This window comes from Pseudomonas glycinis (genome assembly GCF_054871425.1).
Map to the genome: position 1 here is coordinate 157325 of NZ_JBTYHF010000007.1, position 21351 is coordinate 178675.

The window sequence follows — 21351 nt, forward strand, 5'->3', positions numbered from 1 at the left end:
CTCAGGCTTCCTGCCGTTGCCGCGCATCCATCAGACGCGGGTGCAACAACGCGCCGAGCTGATACAGCGCCAACAACAGCAATGCTGCGCCCAGCGGCCAGTAGAACAATTCCCGTTGCGGCTGATGGCTGAGGGTTTTCACCTGATGCGGGGTGAGCTGGTCGAGGGTGGTGTAGACCTGATCCAGTGCCGCGCGATCTTCGGCGCGAAAGAAGCGGCCGCCGGTGGTATTGGCGATCTGTTCGAGACCTTGCAGATTGACCTTCGCTTCGCCGGAAGCGTCGGGGTCGCCGATGCCGATGGTATGAATGACCACGCCTTTGTTGGCCGCCATTTCGGCGGCGTGATCCGGAGTGATCGCGCTGCTGGTGTCGTTGCCATCGGTCAGCAGAATCAGGACTTTTTCCTGCTCATGGGCCTTATCGAGCAATTTCAGGCTGAGCCCGATCGCATCGCCGATCGCTGTGTTGGGGCCGGCCATGCCGATCCCGGTATCGGCCAGCAACAACGACAGGCTGGCGTGATCGAGGGTCAGTGGAGCCTGTGGATAGGCACCGCTGCCAAATACGATCAGGCCGATGCGGTCGTCCTTGCGTTTGTCGATGAAGCCTTGCACCACGCCTTTGACCGCCGCCAGGCGATTGATTTTTTCGCCTTGGGCGTTAGTGAAATCCTCGGTTTCCATCGACTGCGAAAGGTCGATGGCGAGCATCAGGTCGCGCACCGGTTGCTGGCGTTCGATTGGCTTTTCGACATACACCGGACGTGACACGGCCAGCAGAATCAGCGCCCACACCAGCACATTCAGCAGCAGTTGCCAGCGATTGTGCCGACTGCCCGCGGTGCCTGGCGCTTCGCCGACCGCGCGGCTCATCGCGCCGAAAAACGGTACGCGCACGGCACTGCGGGCTTCGTTGTAGGCGGGCAAAAAACGGTAAGCCAGCCAGGGCAGCGGCAGCAGGAGTAACAACCAGGGGTAATCAAGCTGCCACATGGTGATGCTCCACCCAGTATTGGCAGCTGTCGAAGAGCATTTGCCGTTGCGCTGCGGGGATGGCGCGCAATACGGGGTCCGGCGCGTAGGCGAGTTGGGCCAGTTGCGTGCTGAAGTCGGCAGGCATTCTGTTTTTGCAGTGCCGTTGCAGAAAATCCTGCCAGTCATCTCTGCCAAGCGCCGCCGGCCCTTGTTGGAGCGAACCTGCTGGCGAAAGCGCTGTGTCAGTGGGTCGAGGTATTGCATGCGCTGACGTCTTCGCGAGCAGGCTCGCTCCCACAGGGAATGCATTCCAGCGCCGCGATCGAGTGGGCATGGACAGGGCTACGCGTTTGAGCAGCTCAGGCAATTCGCGCAGGGCGTTGAGGTCGTCGCTGCGGCCGCGCAACTGTGCCAGTCGGGCAAGCGCTTCACGGCGATAGCGGTCGCGGCGCCATTGCCAGTATCTGCGCAGGCCGAGCAACAGCGCGGCGAATATCAGCACCGCCAGCAACAGCCACCAGCCCCAGGTTTGCGGCGCATAGCTGACGGGCGCGGGCAGGGCCAGCTCCTTTAGCTGATCGATGCTGGGGATGTTCGGGTTCATCGCGCGCCCCCTGCGCTTTTGCCGAGTTCGGCGCGCAGTTGCCCATGGGCGTCCTCGGCGGTGCTGATCATCATCAGCGGCACCTGACTGCGGCGCAGCAGGGTGGCGACGTCCTTGAGCCGCCCGCTGAGAAAATCCCCCAGCGGCTGCTGCACGTTACGTTTCTCGATCGCCAGTTCGACCTGCAACTCGCCCTGGGTGACCAGCAGTCGACCGTTGTTCGGCAGTTTCAGCGCCAGCGGATCATAGACCTGCAAGGCAATCACATCGTTGTGCGCCGACAGCTGCCGCATCAATTGCAAGGTGCGTTCACCGGCACCGGCAAAGTCGCTGACGATGCAGATCAAGTGGTCGTGCCCGGCCACACCGAGGCAGCGCTGCAAGGCTTTGTCCAGTTGGTCCTCATCTTCGGCGTCGGGATTACCGGCGTTCAGCGCGCGGTTTTGCTGCACTACGCGGCTGAGCAGCGCTTCGACACGCTTGCGACTGCGCAACGGCGCGATGCTGTCGATACGCTGGTCGTTGAAGACCAGACCGCCGACCCGATCCCCGGCGTGAAAAACCATCCACGCCGCCAGCGCGGCGAGTTCGGCGGCGACTGCCGATTTGAAGCTGCGCTGCGAGCCGAAGAACATCGACATGCGCTGGTCGACCACGATCAGGGCCGGGCGGTCGCGTTCTTCGGTGAAAGTGCGCACCACCGGTTTGCCGGTACGCAACGAAGCGCGCCAGTCGAGGTGGCGCAGATCATCGCCCGGTTGATAGCGGCGCAACTCGTCGAAATTCAGCCCGCGTCCGCGCAGCCGCGAGGCGTGGTTGCCGGCGAGGATGCTGCCCTGCGGCTGCCGGGCAAGAAAGCTCAGGTCACGGGCCTTGAACTCCAGCGCCATCAATTGCGCGAGAGAGACGTAGACCAAGCCTTCGTCGTTCATGCGGGAATCGCCACTTTGTCGAGAATCCGGTCGAGCACCTGATCGGCGCTGACGCCATCGGCAACCGCGTCGTAACTCAGCTGCAAACGATGGCGCAACACCGGATGGACCACGGCGCGGACGTTGTCCGGCGAAACGAAATCCTGCCCCTGCAGCCACGCATCGGCGCGGGCGCAGCGGTCCAGGCCAATGCCGCCACGGGGACTGGCACCAATGGCGATCCAGCGTGCGAGGTCTTCGTCGTAGTCGGCGGGGTGGCGGGTGGCGTTGATCAGGTCAATCAGGTAAGTGTCGATGGCCGGTGAAACGTGCACCGCGCTGACTTCCTTGCGCGCAGCAAAAATCACCTCTTGCGGCAAAGTGAAATTCTTCACCGGCGTGGTGCTCGCACCTTGGGCAAACTCTTCGTTGCGCAGCAGGCGCAGCACCTGGCTTTCGTTTTCGGCGCTGGGGTAATCGAGCAGCACCTTCATCAGAAAACGGTCCATCTGCGCTTCCGGCAGTGGGTAGGTGCCTTCCTGCTCGATCGGGTTCTGCGTCGCCACCACGATGAACAGCTCCGGTAGCGCATGGCTGTTGCCGGCGACGGTGATCTGGCGTTCCTCCATGGCTTCGAGCAGCGCCGCCTGGACCTTGGCCGGGGCGCGGTTGATTTCGTCGGCGAGGATCAGATTGCCGAACAGCGGGCCTGGCTGGAATCGGATTTCGTTTTTGCCGTCGACCTGGTGCAGCACCTCGGCGCCAGTGATGTCCGAGGGCAACAGGTCGGGGGTGAACTGGATTCGGCTCATCTTGGCATCAAGGTGTTTGGCCAGTGCCTTGACCGTGCGTGTCTTGGCCAGCCCGGGCAGACTCTCCAGGAGCAAATGACCATTGGCCAACAGCCCGAGCAGAATCTGCCGGATGACTTGATCCTGGCCGAGCACCGCTTCGGCGATGCTGGCTTGCAGGGCGTTGAGGTCGGTGAGCGCTGTCATGGGCAGTCCTTTGTGTCCGGGTCTAGAAAAACGCCAGGGTCAGATTGACGCTGAAGCCGTTGCCCTCGGGGCGGTTTTTGGTGTCGAACTCCGGCACCCAGCGCGCGCTGATATTGGCCTGGGCATCGGCGAACTTTCCGGCCCAGCCAATCACCGGGCCGGCGCCGACCGAACGGCCGCGATAGCCATTGAAGACATCGGCGGTCTGGCCTTTGTCGTCGGTCAGTTGCTGCACGTAGCCGGCGGCAAGTCCGGCGTTCCAGCCATTGCCCAAGCCGTGAGTCCAGAGGGCGTCGAGGGTGAAGATGTTGCCGTTGCGATAGTCGGTAGCGTCGTTCTCGGTGTAGAACTCCAGCCCGCTGGACAAAGTGAACTCGCCGCCCTTGCCGTCGAGGTGGGTAAAGGCCACGGTTGGCATGAACGTGTAATTGTTCTGTCCGGGATTGGCCAGGCGATCCTTGTTATAGGCGCCGGTCGGCACGTAGATCGGTAGCGACAGCGAGAGATGATTGAGTTCGTCGAAGTGATAACCAGCGGCGAGCGGGGTGATCAGCGCATCGGCAAACTGCGTGCCGGAATCACTGTCACCCAAAGTGCGCCCGCGCGGGCCGGTGATGCTCGCCTTGATGTCGGTGTATTGCACCGGCAGGCCCATTGCCGAGGCGAAATTCCAGCGGCCCTTGCCGGTGTTCCAGACATGGGTGAAGTTGGCCATGGTGTAGGAGACTTTCACGTCGATCCCGCCACTGATCGCGCCGGAAATCGGTGCGCCGTCGCTGCCCTTGAGCGAGCCGTCGTACCAGATGCTGGTCAACGACATTACCCAGCCCGGCTCCGGCGGCACGATGCCAGCATTGGCGAACACTTGCTGGCCCGTGATCGGCCGGCCGACGCCACCTTCTGCGGCGAACAGCGATGGACTGACGCCCAGGCACAGCAAGAGGAGGAGACGCCCGCTCCGTGGCTTGAGCATGGCGAACGCCGCGCCACCCGGCCGCGGCAGAAATCCTCTATTCCCGGCTCGACTGCAGATCATTTCCCGATTCCATGGTGTTTTTCCGGACAACTGAGCACTGTCGCGCCGCTACTGCGTTATCCCTTTGCTTATCAAGCCTGTAGGACACGTCCTTCTGAAACTAGCAGCTAATCGGGGGTTAGCCAGTCGAAGGAATTAATTCGTTGGTGCGGGGGACGCGGTGCACATATCACACCTCTAATCGTCGGAGCCGGGCTTAATCGAAGGTGGTTGGGGCGGCACTGCAAACTTCTGTGGAAGCGAGCCTGCTCGCGAAAGCGGTAGTCCAGTTGACACACGTTTCTGATATCGATACCCGATTTCGCGAGCAGGCTCGCTCCCACAGGACTTGTATACAATCTCGCCGTGGAGCGCCCAACAATTTCCAACGGGGCATAGGTCGCCAGCCGATTTCGTGGTTAACTTCCGCCTCTTGCATGCTTTCCAATCAAAAAACAGAAGGACTCAAGTCATGGCTCAAGTCACCCTCAAAGGCAATCCGGTTCAAGTCAACGGCCAGTTGCCACAAGCCGGTTCCAAGGCGCCAGCCTTTTCCCTGGTAGCCGGCAATCTGTCCGACGTCACCCTGAAAGACTTCGCCGGCAAGCGCAAAGTCCTGAACATTTTCCCAAGCGTCGACACCCCGACCTGCGCCACCTCCGTGCGCAAGTTCAACGCCCAGGCCAACGACATCAGCAACACCGTGGTGCTGTGCATCTCCGCTGACCTGCCGTTCGCCCAGGCGCGCTTCTGCGGCGCCGAAGGCCTGGAAAACGTACAGAACCTGTCGACCCTGCGGGGCAGCGAGTTCATCGAAAACTACGGCGTGGCCATTGCTGACGGCCCGCTGAAAGGCCTGACCGCTCGCGCGGTTGTGGTGCTGGACGAAAATGACACCGTCCTGCACAGCGAACTGGTCAAGGAAATCGCCGAAGAGCCTAACTACGAAGCGGCACTGTCCGTTCTCAAGTAAGGCTTTTACAATTGTTAACGGCCTGGCCCTGTCCAGGCCGTTTTCATTTGTGTATCAGGGTTTTGCCTCACACCTTGAAACGTAAGTGGAAGGTAAATTGCCGGTAAAGCTGCTTTGCTTAAATCCACTCAGTGCTTATCGTTCAGCCTCCCGTAATAGAAGCCCACGCGCCCAATGGTCAATAACTCCATGCAATCGTCCCCCCGCAAATCCCGTCGCTGGCTGATCAGCCTGCTGGTCCTGTTGGTCATCGCTGTCCTGTGCTGGAAATTCTGGCCCACCGGCTCTGCTGACAAGGCGGGCGGCGACAAAGCGGCCGCCGGCCATACCGGGCGCTCGGGAATGATGCGGCCGGGCTTCGGCGGCGGTACCGGGCCGATTCCGGTGCGTGTGGCGCCGGCGGTGAAGGGCGACTTCCCGCTGTATTACAAGGCACTGGGCACGGTCACCGCGCTCAATACCATCAACGTGCGCAGCCGGGTGGGCGGCGAACTGGTGAAGATTCATTTCGAAGAAGGGCAGATGGTCAAGGCGGGCGACCTGCTGGCCGAGATCGATCCGCGTCCTTACCAGAATGCTCTGCTCCAGGCCGAAGGCACGTTGCTGCAGAATCAGGCGCAACTGAAAAACGCCCAGGTCGACGTCGAGCGTTATCGTGGGCTGTATAAAGAAGACAGCATCGCCAAACAGACCCTCGACACCGCCGAAGCGCTGGTGGGGCAGTATCTGGGCACGGTCAAGACCAATCAGGCAGCGGTCAACGACGCCAAGCTCAATCTCGAATTCACCAAGATCCGCGCGCCGATTGCCGGTCGCGTCGGTCTGCGCCAGGTCGACGTCGGCAACCTCGTCGCCGCAAATGACACCACGTTCCTCGCGGTGATCACCCAAACGCAACCGATCAGCGTGGCCTTCACCTTGCCGGAAAACAGCCTCGACACCGTGCTGGCCCGTTACCGCAGTGGCGCCAAGTTGCCTGCCGAAGCGTGGGATCGCGGCGACACCAAGCTGCAAGCCACCGGCGTGCTGCAAAGCCTCGACAACCAGATCGACGTCGCTACCGGCACCCTCAAGTTCAAGGCCCGCTACGACAATCGCGACCAGTCCCTGTTTCCCAACCAGTTCGTCAACGTCCATTTGCTGGCCGACACGCTCAAAGGTGTAGTGCTGGCGCCGTCGGCTGCGATCCAGTTCGGCACCAATGGCACCTTTGTCTATGCGCTGGACGGCGACAGGAAAGTCACCATTCGCCAACTGAAAATCGGTGCCAGCGACGGTGACAACACCGTGGTCACCGAAGGCCTCGCCGCAGGTGATCGCGTTGTGCTTGAAGGCACCGATCGCCTGAAGGAGGGCAGCGAAGTCGAAGTGGTCAATGACAGCAGCGAAGTGCCGACCTCGCCGACCGAACACCTGCAAGGCAAATCCGCCGCCAATCCCGATGCGACCATCGCTGAAAAGGCCAAGAAGGGCGCATGAACATTTCGCGGCTGTTCATCCTCCGTCCGGTAGCCACCACCCTGAGCATGCTGGCCATTGTCCTGGCCGGCCTGATCGCTTATCGCCTGCTGCCGGTTTCGGCCTTGCCGCAGGTCGATTACCCGACCATCCGCGTCATGACCCTGTACCCCGGCGCCAGTCCGGACGTAATGACCAGCGCCGTCACCGCGCCGCTTGAGCGCCAGTTCGGGCAGATGCCGGGCCTGACGCAAATGGCTTCGACCAGCTCCGGCGGCGCTTCGGTGCTGACCCTGCGTTTCAGCCTCGACATCAACATGGACGTCGCCGAACAGCAGGTGCAGGCCGCGATCAACGCCGCGACCAACCTGCTGCCGACCGACCTGCCGGCGCCGCCGGTGTACAACAAGGTCAACCCGGCGGACACCCCGGTGCTGACCCTGGCCATCACTTCGAAAACCATGCTGCTACCCAAGCTCAATGACTTGGTCGATACGCGCATGGCGCAGAAGATCGCCCAGATCAGCGGCGTCGGCATGGTCAGCATCGCCGGTGGCCAGCGTCAGGCGGTACGAATCAAGGTCAATCCCGAAGCGCTCGCGGCCAACAGCCTCAACCTGTCGGACGTGCGCACGCTGATCGGCGCCTCCAACGTCAACCAGCCGAAAGGCAACTTCGATGGCCCGACCCGGGTGTCGATGCTCGATGCCAACGACCAACTGACCTCGCCCGAGGACTACGCCAATCTGATCCTGACCTACAAGAACGGCGCGCCGTTGCGCCTCAAGGACGTCGCGGAAATCGTCGATGGCGCCGAGAACGAGCGTCTCGCCGCGTGGGCCAACCAGAATCAGGCGGTGTTGCTGAATATCCAGCGTCAGCCAGGCGCCAACGTTATCGAAGTGGTCGACCGCATCAAGGCCTTGCTGCCAAGCATCACCGACAACCTGCCGGCCGGCCTCGACGTCACTGTGCTGACAGACCGCACCCAGACCATCCGCGCCTCGGTCACCGACGTGCAACACGAACTGCTGATCGCCATCGCGCTGGTGGTCATGGTCACGTTCCTGTTTCTGCGCCGCGCCAGTGCGACGATCATTCCCTCGGTTGCCGTGCCGCTGTCGCTGATCGGCACCTTCGGCGTGATGTACCTCGCCGGTTTCTCGGTGAACAACCTGACGTTGATGGCGCTGACCATTGCCACCGGCTTCGTGGTCGACGATGCCATCGTCATGCTCGAGAACATTTCACGCTTCATCGAAGAGGGTGACAGCCCGATGCAGGCCGCGCTCAAGGGCGCGAAACAGATCGGCTTCACCCTGATTTCCCTGACCCTGTCGCTGATCGCCGTACTGATTCCGTTGCTGTTCATGGCCGACGTGGTAGGGCGCCTGTTCCGCGAGTTCGCCATCACCCTGGCGGTGGCGATCCTGATTTCCCTGGTGGTGTCGCTGACCCTGACGCCGATGATGTGCGCGCGTCTGCTCAAGCGTGAACCGCAGGAACACGAGCAAGGCCGTTTCTACCGCGCCAGCGGTGCGTTCATCGACTGGATGATCAACGAATACGGGCGGATGCTGCGCTGGGTGCTCAAGCATCAGCCGCTGACCTTGCTGGTCGCCATCGGCACACTGGCGTTGACCGTGTTCCTGTACGTGATCGTGCCGAAGGGTTTCTTTCCGGTGCAGGACACCGGGGTGATTCAGGGAATTTCCGAAGCGCCGCAGTCGATCTCCTTCGCGGCGATGGGAGATCGGCAGCAGCAACTGGCGAAGATCATTCTCGAAGATCCGGCGGTGCAGAGCCTGTCGTCCTACATTGGCGTCGACGGCGACAACGCCACGCTCAACAGCGGCCGCTTGCTGATCAACCTCAAGCCCCACGGCGAGCGCGATCTGACCGCCAGCGAAGTGATTTCCCGCCTGCAACCGCAACTGGACAAACTGGTCGGCATTCGGCTGTTCATGCAGCCGGTGCAGGACCTGACCATCGAGGATCGGGTCAGTCGCACCCAGTATCAGTTCAGCATGTCTTCGCCGGACTCCGAATTGCTCAGCCAGTGGAGCGGCCGTCTGGTCGAAGCCCTGGCGCAGCGTCCGGAGTTGACCGACGTGGCCAGTGATCTGCAGGACAAAGGCTTGCAGGTCTATCTGGTGATCGACCGTGACGCCGCATCGCGCCTTGGCGTGTCGGTGGCGAATATCACCGATGCGCTGTACGACGCGTTCGGCCAGCGGCAGATTTCGACCATTTACACCCAGGCCAGCCAGTACCGCGTGGTGCTGCAAGCCCAGGCCGGGGAGAAGATCGGCCCGCAGGCGCTGGATCAGATTCACGTCAAGACTACCGACGGCGCGCAGGTGCGTTTGTCGAGTCTGGCGCATGTCGAAGAGCGTCAGGCGCAATTGGCGATCACCCACATCGGCCAGTTCCCGGCGGTGATGATGTCGTTCAACCTCGCGCCGGGCGTGGCGTTGGGGCATGCCGTGGACATCATTGAGCAGGTGCAGCAGGACATCGGCATGCCGGTCGGCGTGCAGACTCAGTTCCAGGGCGCGGCGCAAGCGTTCCAGGCTTCGCTGTCGAGTACCTTGCTGCTGATTCTGGCGGCGGTGGTGACCATGTACATCGTGCTGGGCGTGCTTTACGAGAGCTACATCCACCCGATCACTATTCTTTCGACCTTGCCGTCCGCCGCAGTCGGTGCCTTGCTAGCGTTGCTGCTCAGTGGCAACGACCTGGGCATGATCGCGATTATCGGCATCATCCTGCTGATCGGTATCGTCAAGAAGAACGCGATCATGATGATCGACTTCGCCCTCGACGCTGAACGCACCCAGGGCATGGCCCCGGCGGAGGCGATCTATCAAGCGGCGCTGCTGCGCTTCCGGCCGATTCTGATGACCACGCTGGCGGCGTTGTTCGGCGCAGTGCCGCTGATGCTGGCCACGGGGTCTGGCGCGGAACTGCGTCAGCCGTTGGGTCTGGTGATGGTCGGCGGTTTGCTGGTGAGCCAGGTGTTGACGCTGTTCACCACGCCGGTGATTTACCTGGCTTTTGATCGGTTGGGGCGGCGTTGGACCAAGCCTGTCGCGGGAGAGGTGGTGTGAGCGGCGTGGTGAAAGCAGCTGCAAGCTGCAAGCTTCAAGCTGCAAGAAAACAGCAGCCTGCGCGCGCAGGAACAGCTTGTAGCTCGCAGCTTGCAGCTTGGAGCTCGACGCTATGAACCTCTCCGGCCCTTTCATCAAACGCCCCGTGGCAACCATGCTGCTCTCCCTGGCAATCATGTTGCTCGGCGGGGTCAGCTTCGGTCTGTTGCCGGTATCGCCGCTGCCGCAGATGGACTTCCCGGTGATCGTCGTCCAGGCCAGTCTGCCGGGCGCCAGTCCCGAGGTGATGGCTTCGACGGTGGCGACGCCGCTGGAGCGGTCGTTCGGTGCAATTGCCGGCGTCAATACCATGAGCAGCCGTTCCAGTCAGGGTTCGACGCGGGTGATTCTGCAATTTGACCTCGACCGCGACATCAACGGCGCGGCGCGGGAAGTGCAGGCGGCGATCAACGCCTCGCGCAATCTGCTGCCAAGCGGGATGCGCAGCATGCCGACCTATAAAAAGGTCAACCCGTCGCAGGCGCCGATCATGGTGCTGTCGCTGACTTCGGATGTGCTGGAAAAAGGCCAGCTCTACGATCTGGCCTCGACCATCCTCTCGCAAAGCCTGTCGCAGGTGCAGGGCGTCGGTGAAGTGCAGATCGGTGGCAGTTCGCTGCCGGCGGTGCGCATCGAGCTCGAACCGCAGGCCCTCAACCAGTACGGCGTGGCCCTCGACGATGTGCGCAAGACCATTGCCGACGCTAACGTGCGCCGGCCCAAGGGTTCGGTCGAGGACGGCGAGCGCCTGTGGCAGATCCAGGCCAACGACCAGTTGGAGAAAGCCAAGGATTATGAGTCGCTGATCATTCACTACGCCGACGGCGCCGCATTGCGTCTCAGGGATGTGGCGAAAGTCAGCGATGGCGTCGAAGACCGTTACAACAGCGGTTTCTTCAACGACGACGCGGCGGTATTGCTGGTGATCAACCGTCAGGCCGGCGCCAACATCATCGAGACGGTCAACGAGATCAAGGCGCAGTTGCCCGCGCTGCAAGCGGTGCTGCCGGCCAGCGTCAAACTCAATCTGGCCATGGATCGCTCGCCAGTGATCAAGGCCACGCTGCATGAAGCCGAGATGACCTTGCTGATCGCTGTCGCCCTGGTGGTGCTGGTGGTGTACCTGTTTCTGGGTAACTTCCGCGCCTCGCTGATCCCGACCCTGGCGGTGCCGGTGTCGCTGGTCGGTACCTTTGCGGTGATGTACCTGTACGGGTTCTCGCTGAACAACCTGTCGCTGATGGCGCTGATTCTCGCCACAGGTCTGGTGGTGGACGACGCCATCGTGGTGCTGGAAAACATTTCCCGGCACATCGACGAAGGCGTCAAGCCGATGCAGGCCGCGTACCTCGGCGCCAAGGAAGTCGGCTTTACCCTGCTGTCGATGAACGTCTCGCTGGTGGCGGTGTTCCTGTCGATCCTGTTCATGGGCGGGCTGGTCGAGAGCTTGTTTCGCGAATTTTCCATCACCCTGGCGGCGGCAATCGTGGTGTCGCTGGTAGTTTCCCTGACGCTGACACCGATGCTCTGCGCGCGCTGGCTCAAGCCGCACACGCCGGGCCAGGAAAACCGCTTGCAACGCTGGAGCCACAAGACCAACGACTGGATGGTCGGCAAATACGCCACCAGCCTCGACTGGGTGTTGCGTCATCGGCGTCTGACATTGTTCAGTCTGCTGCTCACCGTTGGCGTCAACATTGCGCTTTATGTGGTGGTGCCGAAAACCTTCCTGCCGCAACAGGACACCGGCCAGTTGATCGGTTTCGTGCGTGGCGACGACGGTCTGTCGTTCAACGTCATGCAGCCGAAAATGGAAACCTTCCGCCGCGCCGTACTCAAGGATGATGCGGTGGAAAGCGTGGCCGGGTTCATCGGCGGCAACAACGGCACCAACAACGCCTTCATGATCGTGCGCCTGAAACCGATCAAGCAACGCCAGCTGTCGGCACAGAAAGTCATCGAACGTCTGCGCAAGGAAATGCCCAAGGTGCCAGGGGCGCAGTTGATGCTGATGGCCGACCAGGATCTGCAGTTTGGTGGCGGTCGCGAGCAGACCAGTTCGCAATACACCTACATTCTGCAGAGCGGCGACCTCGCCGAGCTGCGCAAGTGGTTCCCGAAAGTGGTCACCGCGTTGCGTGCCTTGCCCGAGCTGACCGCCATCGATGCCCGCGAAGGTGCCGGGGCGCAACAGGTGACGCTGATTGTCGACCGGGATCAGGCCAAACGCCTGGGGGTCGACATGAACATGGTCACCGCGGTGCTCAATAACGCCTACAGCCAGCGGCAGATTTCGACGATCTACGACAGCCTCAACCAGTACCAGGTGGTGATGGAGGTCAATCCGAAATACGCCCAGGATCCGGTGACGCTCAAGCAGGTCGAGGTGATAACCGCTGACGGTGCGCGGGTGCCGCTGTCGACGTTCGCCCATTACGAAAACAGCCTGGAAAACGACCGGGTCAGTCATGAAGGCCAGTTCGCGTCCGAAAGCATTTCCTTTGACATGGCCGAAGGCGTGACCGTGGAGCAGGGCAGTGCCGCCATTGAACGGGCGATCGCCAAGGTCGGCCTGCCGGAGGATGTGATCGCGAAAATGGCCGGCACCGCTGACGCCTTCGCGGCCACGCAGAAGAGCCAGCCGTTCATGATCCTCGGTGCGTTGCTGGCGGTGTATCTGGTGCTCGGTGTGCTGTATGAAAGCTACATCCACCCGCTGACCATTCTTTCGACTTTGCCCTCGGCCGGGGTCGGCGCGTTGCTGTCGATTTATGCACTGGGGGGCGAGTTCAGCCTGATTTCCCTGCTGGGGATATTCCTGCTGATCGGCGTGGTGAAAAAGAACGCCATTCTGATGATCGATCTGGCGCTGCAATTGGAGCGTCATCAGGGCCTGTCGCCGCTGGAGTCGATCCGCAGCGCCTGTCTGCAACGCCTGCGACCGATTCTGATGACCACGCTGGCGGCGATCCTCGGCGCCTTGCCGTTGCTGCTCGGCCGTGCCGAGGGTGCGGAAATGCGCCAGCCGCTGGGACTGACCATCATTGGCGGCCTGGTGTTCAGCCAGGTCCTGACCCTTTACACCACCCCGGTGGTTTACCTATATCTCGACAAGCTGCGCCATCGCTTCAACAAATGGCGTGGCGTGCGCACTGACGCCGCTCTGGAAACTCCGCTATGACTGACCGTTCGCTTCTCCAATTGGCCACCGTTCGCGGCTCGCGCCTGTTGAGCCTGTCACTGTGCGTGGCGCTGCTCAGCGCTTGCGCAGTCGGCCCGGACTACCAGCGGCCGCAAACTGCCGAAATCGCTCAGTTCAAGGAAGCCGAAGGCTGGCGTCAGGCCAATCCCAGCGACTCGCTGGCCCGTGGCGCCTGGTGGGAGTTGTACGGCGACCAACAGCTCAACGCCTTGATCGAAAAACTCAACAGCTCCAACCAGACCGTCGCCCAGTCTGAAGCGCAGTTTCGTCAGGCGCAGGCTTTGGTGCGCAGCGCGCGTGGGGCGTTTTACCCCAGCGTCGACCTGAGTCTGGGCAAGACCCGCTCGAGTCAGGGCACCGGTAGCAGCAGTTCGAGCCTGAGCAGTTCCTCAAGCGGCATCCGCGACACCTACAACGCGCAACTGGGCGTCAGTTGGGAAGCCGATGTCTGGGGCAAACTGCGCCGCGGCCTGGAGGCGGATGAGGCCAACGCTCAGGCGAGTTTTGCCGATCTGGCAGCGATGCGTCTGAGTCAGCAATCGGAACTGGTGCAGAACTACCTGCAACTGCGCGTCATCGATCAGCAGAAGCGTCTGCTCGAGGCCACCGTTGCCGCTTATGAACGCTCGCTGAAAATGACCCAGAACCAGTACCGCGCCGGGGTTTCCGGGCGCGATGCGGTGGCGCAGGCGCAAACCCAATTGAAAAGTACCCAGGCCGATCTGGTCGATCTGATCTGGCAGCGCGCACAGTTTGAAAACGCTATTGCCGTACTGACCGGCGAAGCACCGGCCAACTTCAGCATTGCCGAAAGCCAGAGCATCCCGAATCTGCCGCAGGTACCGCTGAGCTTGCCTTCACAATTGCTGGAACGCCGTCCTGACATCGCTTCGGCCGAACGCTCGGTGATTGCCGCCAATGCCAACATCGGCGTGGCGAAAGCCGCGTATTACCCGGACCTGACCCTGAGCCTGAGCGGCGGCTACAGCAGCAGTACCTCGAAAAACCTGATTAGCCTGCCGAACCGTTTCTGGTCGGTCGGCCCGCAGCTTTCCTTGCCGCTGTTCGACGGTGGCATTCGTTCGGCCGAGGTCGACCGCAGCGAGGCGGCCTATGACGAAACCGTCGCCCGCTACCGCCAGACCGTTCTCGACGGTTTCCGCGAAGTGGAAAACTACCTGGTCCAGCTCAAGGTGTATGAAGACGAAGCAGCAGTGCGCCAGGAAGCGCTGGATGCTGCCCGCGATTCCCTGCGCCTGACGGAAAACCAGTACAAGGCCGGGCTGATTGCCTATATCGATGTGGTAGTGGTGCAGGCCACGGCGCTGAGTAACGAACGTAGTGTGCTGAATATTCTGCAGAGTCGATTGATTGCCAGCGTGCAACTGATCGCCGCACTGGGCGGCGGCTGGGACGGCCAACTGGACGTCAGCGACAACACCCGATGATCATTCCCACGCTCTGCGTGGGAATGCCTCACCGGACGCTCCGCGTTCAGCTTTGAAAGGGACGCGGAGCGTCCCCGGCTGCATTCCCACGCAGAGCGTGGGAACGATCGTCATCAGCCAGTTCAGCTTAGGTTAAAGCCCACCGCAGAGCCTTGTAGGACGATCGAACAAGCGTTTCATCGGCTTGATGGCAATTTGGTTACTTTGTCAGTGCGTTATTTCGCGCAATCAGTACAATCGCCGCATTTGCCCGACCGAGAATGGAAGCAGTACGGTTTCGGCTTGTCACGAGAACGTCCATGCTCATCGGCAGCTACTCCTTCACCCTGGTTTTCATTTCGTTGTGCGTGGCCATTCTGGCTTCCTACACGGCGCTCGATCTCACCGGGCGCATCGCCACGGCGAAAGGCCGGGCCGTGCATTTCTGGACGGCGGGCGGGGCGTTGGCGATGGGCGTTGGCGTCTGGTCGATGCATTTCATCGGCATGCTCGCCTTCAAATTGCCGATCGACCTGGGCTATGACTTCACCCTGACTGCGCTGTCGCTGCTGATCGCGGTGCTGTCCTGCGGTTTTGCGTTGTGGCTGGTCAGCCAACCGAAACTGCCACTGGCGCAACTGGCCTTCGGTGCGTTGATCATGGGAGCGGGCATCAGCGCCATGCACTACACCGGCATGGCCGCGCTGCGCATGACCCCGGGCATTGATTACGACCCGACATTGTTCAGCGCCTCCCTGCTGATTGCCGTCGGCGCCTCGGCAGCGGCATTGTGGATTGCCTTTCGTCTGCGCCAGCATTCGCCCTATGTGCGGCTGATTCGTGCCGGCGCGGCGGTGATCATGGGGGTGGCGATTGTCGGCATGCACTACACCGGCATGGCTGCTGCGCAATTTCCTGACGGCAGTTTCTGCGGCGCGACACTCAATGGCTTGAAGGGCAATGGTCTCGACAGTCTGGTCGTGGTCACCACGCTGGCGGTGCTGTCGATTGCCCTGTTGACCTCGATTCTCGATGCCCGCCTCGAAGCGCGCACCGCTGATCTGGCGCACTCGCTGACGGTGGCCAATCGCGAACTCACCCAATTGGCCTTGCACGATCCGCTGACCAGCCTGCCCAATCGCATGTTGCTCGACGACCGCATCAATCAGGCAATCAGAAAAGTTGAAGAGCAGGGCGGCTGCTTCGCCTTGATGTTCATCGACCTCGACGGCTTCAAACCGGTCAACGACGCATTCGGCCATCACATGGGTGACCAATTGCTGCGCGAGGTCGGCGCGCGTCTGCGTGAAGACCTGCGCAGCCAGGACACGTTGGCGCGGATCGGTGGCGATGAATTCGTTTTGCTGGTGCGCTTGAGCGAGCCCAATGACGCCTTGAGCCTGGCTGCGCGTCAGGTCGGCCTGATCGGTCGCACGTTCCGCGTCGCCGAGCATGATCTGCAGATTTCCGCCAGCGTCGGCATTGCCCTGTATCCGGGCAACGGCGCCAACGCCCAGGAACTGCTGATGAACGCCGACGCCGCGATGTACCACGCCAAGGGCGGCGGCAAAAACGGCTACAGCTTCTTCGATGCGTCGATGAACACCAACGCGCGCAAACAACTGCAACTGTTGCAGGACCTGCGCGCGGCCATCGAGCACAACCAGTTCTGCCTGCATTACCAACCCAAATTCGACGCCGCCAACGGTCGCCCCGTCGGTGCCGAAGCGCTGCTGCGTTGGAAGCATCCGCTGCATGGCATGCTGATGCCGGATAAATTCATCGATCTGGCGGAGAAAACCGGGCTGATCATTCCGATGGGCGAATGGGTGCTTAATGAAGCCTGCCGGCAGATGCGCGAATGGTACGTGCTCGGTTACACCGACTGGCGCATTGCCGTGAACCTCTCGGCTTTGCAGTTCTGCCATGCCGGGCTGGTGCAAAGCGTGGCCAAGGCGCTGGCGACCCACCATTTGCCGGCCAACAGCCTGACCCTGGAAATCACTGAAACCACAGCGATGAGCGACGCTGACGCGAGCATGACCGTCCTGCAAGAGCTGTCGGACATGGGCGTCGACCTGTCGATCGACGACTTCGGCACCGGTTATTCCAGCCTGATGTACCTCAAGCGCCTGCCGGCCAATGAGCTGAAGATCGACCGTGGTTTCGTCCGTGATCTGGAGCACGACAGCGATGATGCGGCGATCGTCTCGGCGATTGTTGCGCTGGGGCAGGCGCTGGACTTGCGGATTGTCGCCGAGGGTGTCGAGACCGGCGCGCAACAGGATTTCCTGACCAAACTGGGCTGTGACTCGCTGCAGGGCTATCTGCTTGGCCACCCGATGCCGGCGGAGCGCTTCATGCAGGACATCGTGCGCGGGCAACGGCTGGCGGTGGTCTGAAAGACCCTGTGGGAGCGAGCTTGCTCGCGAAGGCGCCCGAATAGGCGCCACATGCAAAACCCGCCAATCGCAGTTATTCTTCCCCCGACTGTTACGTGTGCACGTGGGGGAAGGCCAGCATGGATAAAGTCATTGTCATCACCGGTGGCGGGCGCGGAATCGGCGCGGCTACGGCATTGCTGGCAGCCGGCCAGGGCTACCGGATCTGCATCAACTACCAGTCGGATGAGCAGGCAGCACACAACGTACTAGAGCAGGTTCGCGCCTTGGGCGCCCAGGCCATCGCGGTCCGCGCCGATGTCAGCATCGAAGACGAAGTGATCGCGATGTTTCAGCGCGTCGACGCCGAACTGGGCCGGGTCACCGCGCTGGTCAACAACGCGGGCACCGTCGGGCAGAAGTCGCGGGTCGATGAAATGTCCGAATTCCGCATCCTCAAAATCATGAAAACCAACGTGCTGGCGCCGATCCTCTGCGCCAAGCACGCGATCCTGCGCATGTCGCCCAAACACGGCGGGCAGGGCGGCAGCATCGTCAACGTCTCCTCGGTCGCGGCACGCCTCGGTTCGCCGAATGAGTACGTTGATTACGCCGCATCCAAAGGCGCGCTCGACACCTTCACCATCGGTCTGTCGAAAGAAGTCGCGGGTGAGGGCATTCGCGTCAATGCCGTGCGTCCGGGCTACATCTATACCGACTTCCATGCCCTGAGCGGCGACCCGGATCGGGTCAGCAAGCTCGAATCGGCGATTCCCATGGCCCGGGGCGGGCGGCCGGATGAAGTGGCGGAGGCGATTGTCTGGTTGCTGTCGGACAAGGCATCGTATGCGACCGGGACGTTTGTTGATTTGGGGGGTGGGCGGTAAGGCCGAAAGATTTTCGCTAAAAGTGCGGCCCTCATCGCTGGCAAGCCAGCTCCCACAGGTTCTGCGGCCTCATCAGATTCTGTATATGTCGAAGATACATGTGGGAGCTGGCTTGCCAGCGATGAGGCCGGTGCAAACAGCACAGAATCATCAGAACGACCGCACAATCCGCCCCAGCGTCTCCATGGCCTTTTCCGATTCCTCGGCCCACGGGCTGCCGTAATTCAAGCGAATGCAATTCCTGAAACGCTGGGTCGGCGAGAATATCGGCCCCGGCGCGATGCTGATGCCTTGTGCCAGGGCCATCTGGAACAGCTTCAGCGAATCCATCTGCTCCGGCAATTCCAGCCACAGAAAGTAGCCGCCCGCCGGCTGGCTGACGCGGGTCTGCGCCGGAAAATACCTAGCAATTGCCGCGAGCATCGCGCTCTGCTGTTCTTCCAGGGCATAACGCAGTTTGCGCAGATGCCGATCGTAGCCGCCGTGTTGCAGATAATCGGCAATCGCCGCTTGCGCCGGCATCGAAGCGCACAGCGAGGTCATCAGCTTGAGCCGTTCGATTTTCTGCGCGAAACGCCCGGCCGCCACCCAGCCGATGCGGTAGCCGGGGGCGAGACTTTTGGCGAACGAGCCGCAATGCATGACCAATCCTTCGGTATCAAAAGCCTTGGCCGGTTTTGGCGCCTGTTGCCCGTAATAAAGCTCGGCGTAGACGTCGTCCTCGATCAACGGCACCTGATGCTGACGCAGCAGTTCGACCAGTTCCTGTTTCTTCGCCTCGGGCACGGTCGCGCCCATCGGGTTGTGGAAACTGGTCATGCACCAGCAGGCCTTGATCGTATGGCGTTCCAGAGTTTGCGCGAGCACGCCGAGGTCGATGCCGTCACGCGGGTGCACGGGGATTTCCACGGCTTTGAGCTTCAGGCGCTCCAGCACTTGCAGGCAGGCATAAAACGCCGGGGCCTCGATGGCCACCAGATCGCCGGGCTCGGTCACTGCTTGCAGGCACAGGTTCAGCGCTTCGAGAGCGCCGTTGGTGATCAGTAGCTCTTCCATCGGCAGCATCAGCCCGCCGACCATGTAGCGCAGGGCAATCTGCCGGCGCAGTTGCGGGTTGCCCGGCGACATATCGGTGACGACCATGCGCGGATCCATCTCCCGCGCGGCGCTGGCCAAGGAGCGCGACAGGCGTTGCAGCGGGAACAGGGTCGGGCTGGGGAAGGCCGAGCCGAACGGTACGGTATTGGGATCTTTGATCGAATCGAGTACCGAGAACACCAGTTCGCTGACGTCAACCTCGGTGGATTCGTTGACCTGGCTGCTGATCACCGGCTCGGAAAATGTGCTCGGCGTATGGGCGTTGACGAAGTATCCGGAGCGCGGCCGGGCGCGGATCAGGCCACGACGTTCGAGCAGGTAATAGGCCTGGAACACGGTCGACGGGCTGACCCCGTAAGCCTGGCTGGCATAGCGCACCGACGGTACCCGCTGGCCAGGGCCGAGGACGCCGGAGCGGATCAGTTCAGCGATGTCGTCGGCGAATTTTTCGTAGCGTTTCATCGGTGGGCCTTGGTGGACTTGATTTTGTGGGGTGTCAGGGAAGGAGCCCTCACCCTAGCCCTCTCCCAGAGGGAGAGGGGACTGATTGGGGGATGCTGATGAAATACGCCGACCTGACAGTGCTTTGCCGAATCCATAATCGACTCGGTCTTTCAGGTCGATGCATAGCGACAGACACCTCGGTCGGCTCCCTCTCCCTCCGGGAGAGGGCTGGGGTGAGGGCAGCAGTGCCAGTTCCTCAACGATTCATCGGCGCCACAAACCGGCTCTTCGCCACGCTGTATACCTGCGGCTCGTCACTGTCTTCAATCCTGAAACTCAATGTCTGCGAACTGCTCGCCGGGCGCTCAGTGGTCATCGCCACCGACACCGGCACATCGACAATCTCCCCGGGCGCCAGGCTCAATGCCGTCTTGCCCTGCAACTCAAACCCGTCGCCATCAACCAGACTCAACCGGTAATCCTGCCGTTGCTGAGTCTTGTTGATCACTTTCAGCGAATAAATATTCTCGATCTGGCCTTGAGCGTTCTCGCGGAACAACCCGCGATCCTTGGTCACGTCCAGCGACACCATCGGCCGCTCGATCAATGCCAGCGCCAACGCTCCGATCATCACCAACAACACCGCCGTATAGCCAATCAAACGCGGACGCAGCAGATGGGTTTTGCCGCCCTGCAATTCGCGCTCGGAACTGTAGCGGATCAGGCCGCGCGGGTAATGCATTTTGTCCATGATCGAATCGCAGGCGTCGATGCATGCTGCGCAGCCGATGCATTCCATTTGCAAGCCATCGCGGATGTCGATGCCGGTCGGGCAGACCTGCACGCACAACTGGCAGTCGATGCAATCACCCAGACCGGCTTCTACCGGGCGCACATCACGCTTGCGCGGACCACGGTTTTCGCCACGGGCAGCATCATACGCAATGGTCAGCGTGTCCTTGTCGAACATCACACTCTGGAACCGCGCATACGGGCACATGTGCATGCACACGGCCTCACGCAGCCAACCGGCGTTGATATACGTGGCGGCGGCGAAAAACAGCACCCAGAACAGACTGACGCCACCGATCTGCAGGGTCAGTAGTTCTTCGGCCAGCGGCCGGATCGGGGTGAAGTAGCCGACGAAGGTCAGGCCGGTGATCACGCTGATTGCCAGCCACAGCGTGTGTTTGGCGGCACGCCGCGCCAGTTTGTTCAGGCTCCATGGCGCCGCTTGCAGTTTGATGCGCTGGTTGCGCTCGCCTTCGGTGATCTTCTCGCACCACATGAAGATCCACGTCCACGAGCTCTGCGGGCAGGTGTAACCGCACCAGACGCGACCGGCAAACACGGTGATGGCGAAGAGTCCGAACGCAGCAATGATCAGCAGCGCCGAGAGCAGAATGAAATCCTGCGGCCAGAACGTCGCGCCGAAGATGTGGAATTTGCTTTCCGCCAGATCCCACAGCACCGCCTGCCGACCGCCCCAGTTCAGCCACACGGTGCCGAAAAACAGCACAAACAGAACGCCGGCGCCGCTCATACGCAAGTTGCGGAACAGGCCGGTGAAACTGCGGGTATGGATCTGCTTGTCGGTGGATCCGGCGGTCGCTTTCAAAGGGCGCGCGGGTACGCTTTTTATCGTTGGCGATGCTTCTACGGTTCGGACGGGGATTTGCTCGCTCATGTTCGTTCGCTCATCAGCCTCCATCAGGCCGATGCACTATGAGCGCCGATCTGTTTGCAGAACAGACTCAGGTTTGGCAATAAAAAGCGGATCAGATGAGGTTTGGCGCACTGCCTGCGACAACTTGAAGCAACCTGCCAG

General features: G+C 61.5%; 14 protein-coding genes. 7 read left to right on the forward strand and 7 right to left on the reverse strand.

Translation table 11 applies throughout. From position 1 onward, the window contains the following. Position 1: 1 nt before the first annotated feature. Genes ACYSTU_RS17980 through ACYSTU_RS18000 form a run of 5 tightly spaced genes read right to left on the reverse strand, consistent with a single transcriptional unit; the run spans position 2 to position 4462 of the window. The gene (locus tag ACYSTU_RS17980; RefSeq protein WP_136493413.1) at positions 2-994 is read right to left on the reverse strand and encodes a vWA domain-containing protein; all 993 of its coding nucleotides are present in this window, start codon (positions 992-994) and stop codon (positions 2-4) included. Further along, the gene (locus ACYSTU_RS17985; protein WP_499000543.1) at positions 981-1580 is read right to left on the reverse strand and encodes a DUF4381 domain-containing protein; all 600 of its coding nucleotides are present in this window, start codon (positions 1578-1580) and stop codon (positions 981-983) included. The genes ACYSTU_RS17980 and ACYSTU_RS17985 overlap by 14 nt, the downstream gene beginning before the upstream one ends. After that, the gene (locus tag ACYSTU_RS17990; protein WP_206420333.1) at positions 1577-2512 is read right to left on the reverse strand and encodes a DUF58 domain-containing protein; all 936 of its coding nucleotides are present in this window, start codon (positions 2510-2512) and stop codon (positions 1577-1579) included. Before ACYSTU_RS17990 ends, ACYSTU_RS17985 begins: the two co-directional genes overlap by 4 nt. Next, entirely contained in the window at positions 2509-3489 is a 981-nt protein-coding gene (locus ACYSTU_RS17995) for an AAA family ATPase (protein ID WP_262138866.1), read from the reverse strand. Before ACYSTU_RS17995 ends, ACYSTU_RS17990 begins: the two co-directional genes overlap by 4 nt. A gap of 22 nt (positions 3490-3511) precedes the next feature. Continuing rightward, a complete protein-coding gene (locus tag ACYSTU_RS18000; RefSeq protein ID WP_499000547.1) occupies positions 3512-4462 on the reverse strand; it encodes a SphA family protein in 951 nt (316 codons plus the stop codon). Positions 4463-4976: 514 nt separating this feature from the next. On the opposite strand from ACYSTU_RS18000, the gene tpx reads away from it, so the two are divergent. The 7 genes from tpx (at position 4977) to ACYSTU_RS18035 (ending at position 17981) form a co-directional block, all read left to right on the forward strand. After that, positions 4977-5477 (forward strand): thiol peroxidase, encoded by a 501-nt coding sequence (gene tpx, locus ACYSTU_RS18005; RefSeq protein ID WP_016774621.1) that lies wholly within the window; start codon positions 4977-4979, stop codon positions 5475-5477. Between the two features lie 174 nt (positions 5478-5651). Then, positions 5652-6956, forward strand: a complete 1305-nt coding sequence (locus ACYSTU_RS18010) for an MdtA/MuxA family multidrug efflux RND transporter periplasmic adaptor subunit (protein WP_499000550.1) — start codon at positions 5652-5654, stop codon at positions 6954-6956. Then, positions 6953-10045 (forward strand): MdtB/MuxB family multidrug efflux RND transporter permease subunit, encoded by a 3093-nt coding sequence (locus ACYSTU_RS18015; protein ID WP_425643467.1) that lies wholly within the window; start codon positions 6953-6955, stop codon positions 10043-10045. Before ACYSTU_RS18010 ends, ACYSTU_RS18015 begins: the two co-directional genes overlap by 4 nt. A 112-nt stretch (positions 10046-10157) precedes the next feature. After that, on the forward strand, positions 10158-13265 hold the full coding sequence (locus tag ACYSTU_RS18020) for an efflux RND transporter permease subunit (protein WP_125916193.1): 3108 nt from the start codon (positions 10158-10160) through the stop codon (positions 13263-13265). Further along, complete coding sequence (locus tag ACYSTU_RS18025) at positions 13262-14734, forward strand: efflux transporter outer membrane subunit (protein ID WP_110603396.1); 1473 nt, start codon at positions 13262-13264, stop codon at positions 14732-14734. The genes ACYSTU_RS18020 and ACYSTU_RS18025 overlap by 4 nt, the downstream gene beginning before the upstream one ends. A 299-nt stretch (positions 14735-15033) precedes the next feature. After that, positions 15034-17115, forward strand: coding sequence for a putative bifunctional diguanylate cyclase/phosphodiesterase (locus ACYSTU_RS18030; RefSeq protein ID WP_024012869.1), 2082 nt, complete (start codon positions 15034-15036; stop codon positions 17113-17115). Between the two features lie 119 nt (positions 17116-17234). Next, positions 17235-17981: an SDR family oxidoreductase gene (locus tag ACYSTU_RS18035; protein ID WP_499000555.1), complete on the forward strand. Its 747-nt coding sequence runs from the start codon at positions 17235-17237 to the stop codon at positions 17979-17981. Positions 17982-18131: 150 nt separating this feature from the next. On the opposite strand, the gene mapR is transcribed toward ACYSTU_RS18035, so the two are convergent. Both mapR and ccoG read right to left on the reverse strand, forming a co-directional pair. Beyond that, positions 18132-19541, reverse strand: a complete 1410-nt coding sequence (mapR, locus tag ACYSTU_RS18040) for a GntR family transcriptional regulator MpaR (protein WP_499000558.1) — start codon at positions 19539-19541, stop codon at positions 18132-18134. A gap of 238 nt (positions 19542-19779) precedes the next feature. Then, on the reverse strand, positions 19780-21210 hold the full coding sequence (ccoG, locus tag ACYSTU_RS18045; RefSeq protein WP_499000560.1) for a cytochrome c oxidase accessory protein CcoG: 1431 nt from the start codon (positions 21208-21210) through the stop codon (positions 19780-19782). Positions 21211-21351: the final 141 nt, after the last annotated feature.

What these genes read in the sequence shown, in the direction of transcription:
- ACYSTU_RS17980 (WP_136493413.1), bottom strand. Translation starts at nt 994, where the DNA reads ATGTGGCAGCTTGATTACCCCTGGTTGTTACTCCTGCTGCCGCTGCCC.
- ACYSTU_RS17985 (WP_499000543.1), bottom strand. Translation starts at nt 1,580, where the DNA reads ATGAACCCGAACATCCCCAGCATCGATCAGCTAAAGGAGCTGGCCCTG.
- ACYSTU_RS17990 (WP_206420333.1), bottom strand. Translation starts at nt 2,512, where the DNA reads ATGAACGACGAAGGCTTGGTCTACGTCTCTCTCGCGCAATTGATGGCG.
- ACYSTU_RS17995 (WP_262138866.1), bottom strand. Translation starts at nt 3,489, where the DNA reads ATGACAGCGCTCACCGACCTCAACGCCCTGCAAGCCAGCATCGCCGAA.
- ACYSTU_RS18000 (WP_499000547.1), bottom strand. Translation starts at nt 4,462, where the DNA reads ATGCTCAAGCCACGGAGCGGGCGTCTCCTCCTCTTGCTGTGCCTGGGC.
- tpx (WP_016774621.1), top strand. Translation starts at nt 4,977, where the DNA reads ATGGCTCAAGTCACCCTCAAAGGCAATCCGGTTCAAGTCAACGGCCAG.
- ACYSTU_RS18010 (WP_499000550.1), top strand. Translation starts at nt 5,652, where the DNA reads ATGGTCAATAACTCCATGCAATCGTCCCCCCGCAAATCCCGTCGCTGG.
- ACYSTU_RS18015 (WP_425643467.1), top strand. Translation starts at nt 6,953, where the DNA reads ATGAACATTTCGCGGCTGTTCATCCTCCGTCCGGTAGCCACCACCCTG.
- ACYSTU_RS18020 (WP_125916193.1), top strand. Translation starts at nt 10,158, where the DNA reads ATGAACCTCTCCGGCCCTTTCATCAAACGCCCCGTGGCAACCATGCTG.
- ACYSTU_RS18025 (WP_110603396.1), top strand. Translation starts at nt 13,262, where the DNA reads ATGACTGACCGTTCGCTTCTCCAATTGGCCACCGTTCGCGGCTCGCGC.
- ACYSTU_RS18030 (WP_024012869.1), top strand. Translation starts at nt 15,034, where the DNA reads ATGCTCATCGGCAGCTACTCCTTCACCCTGGTTTTCATTTCGTTGTGC.
- ACYSTU_RS18035 (WP_499000555.1), top strand. Translation starts at nt 17,235, where the DNA reads ATGGATAAAGTCATTGTCATCACCGGTGGCGGGCGCGGAATCGGCGCG.
- mapR (WP_499000558.1), bottom strand. Translation starts at nt 19,541, where the DNA reads ATGAAACGCTACGAAAAATTCGCCGACGACATCGCTGAACTGATCCGC.
- ccoG (WP_499000560.1), bottom strand. Translation starts at nt 21,210, where the DNA reads ATGAGCGAGCAAATCCCCGTCCGAACCGTAGAAGCATCGCCAACGATA.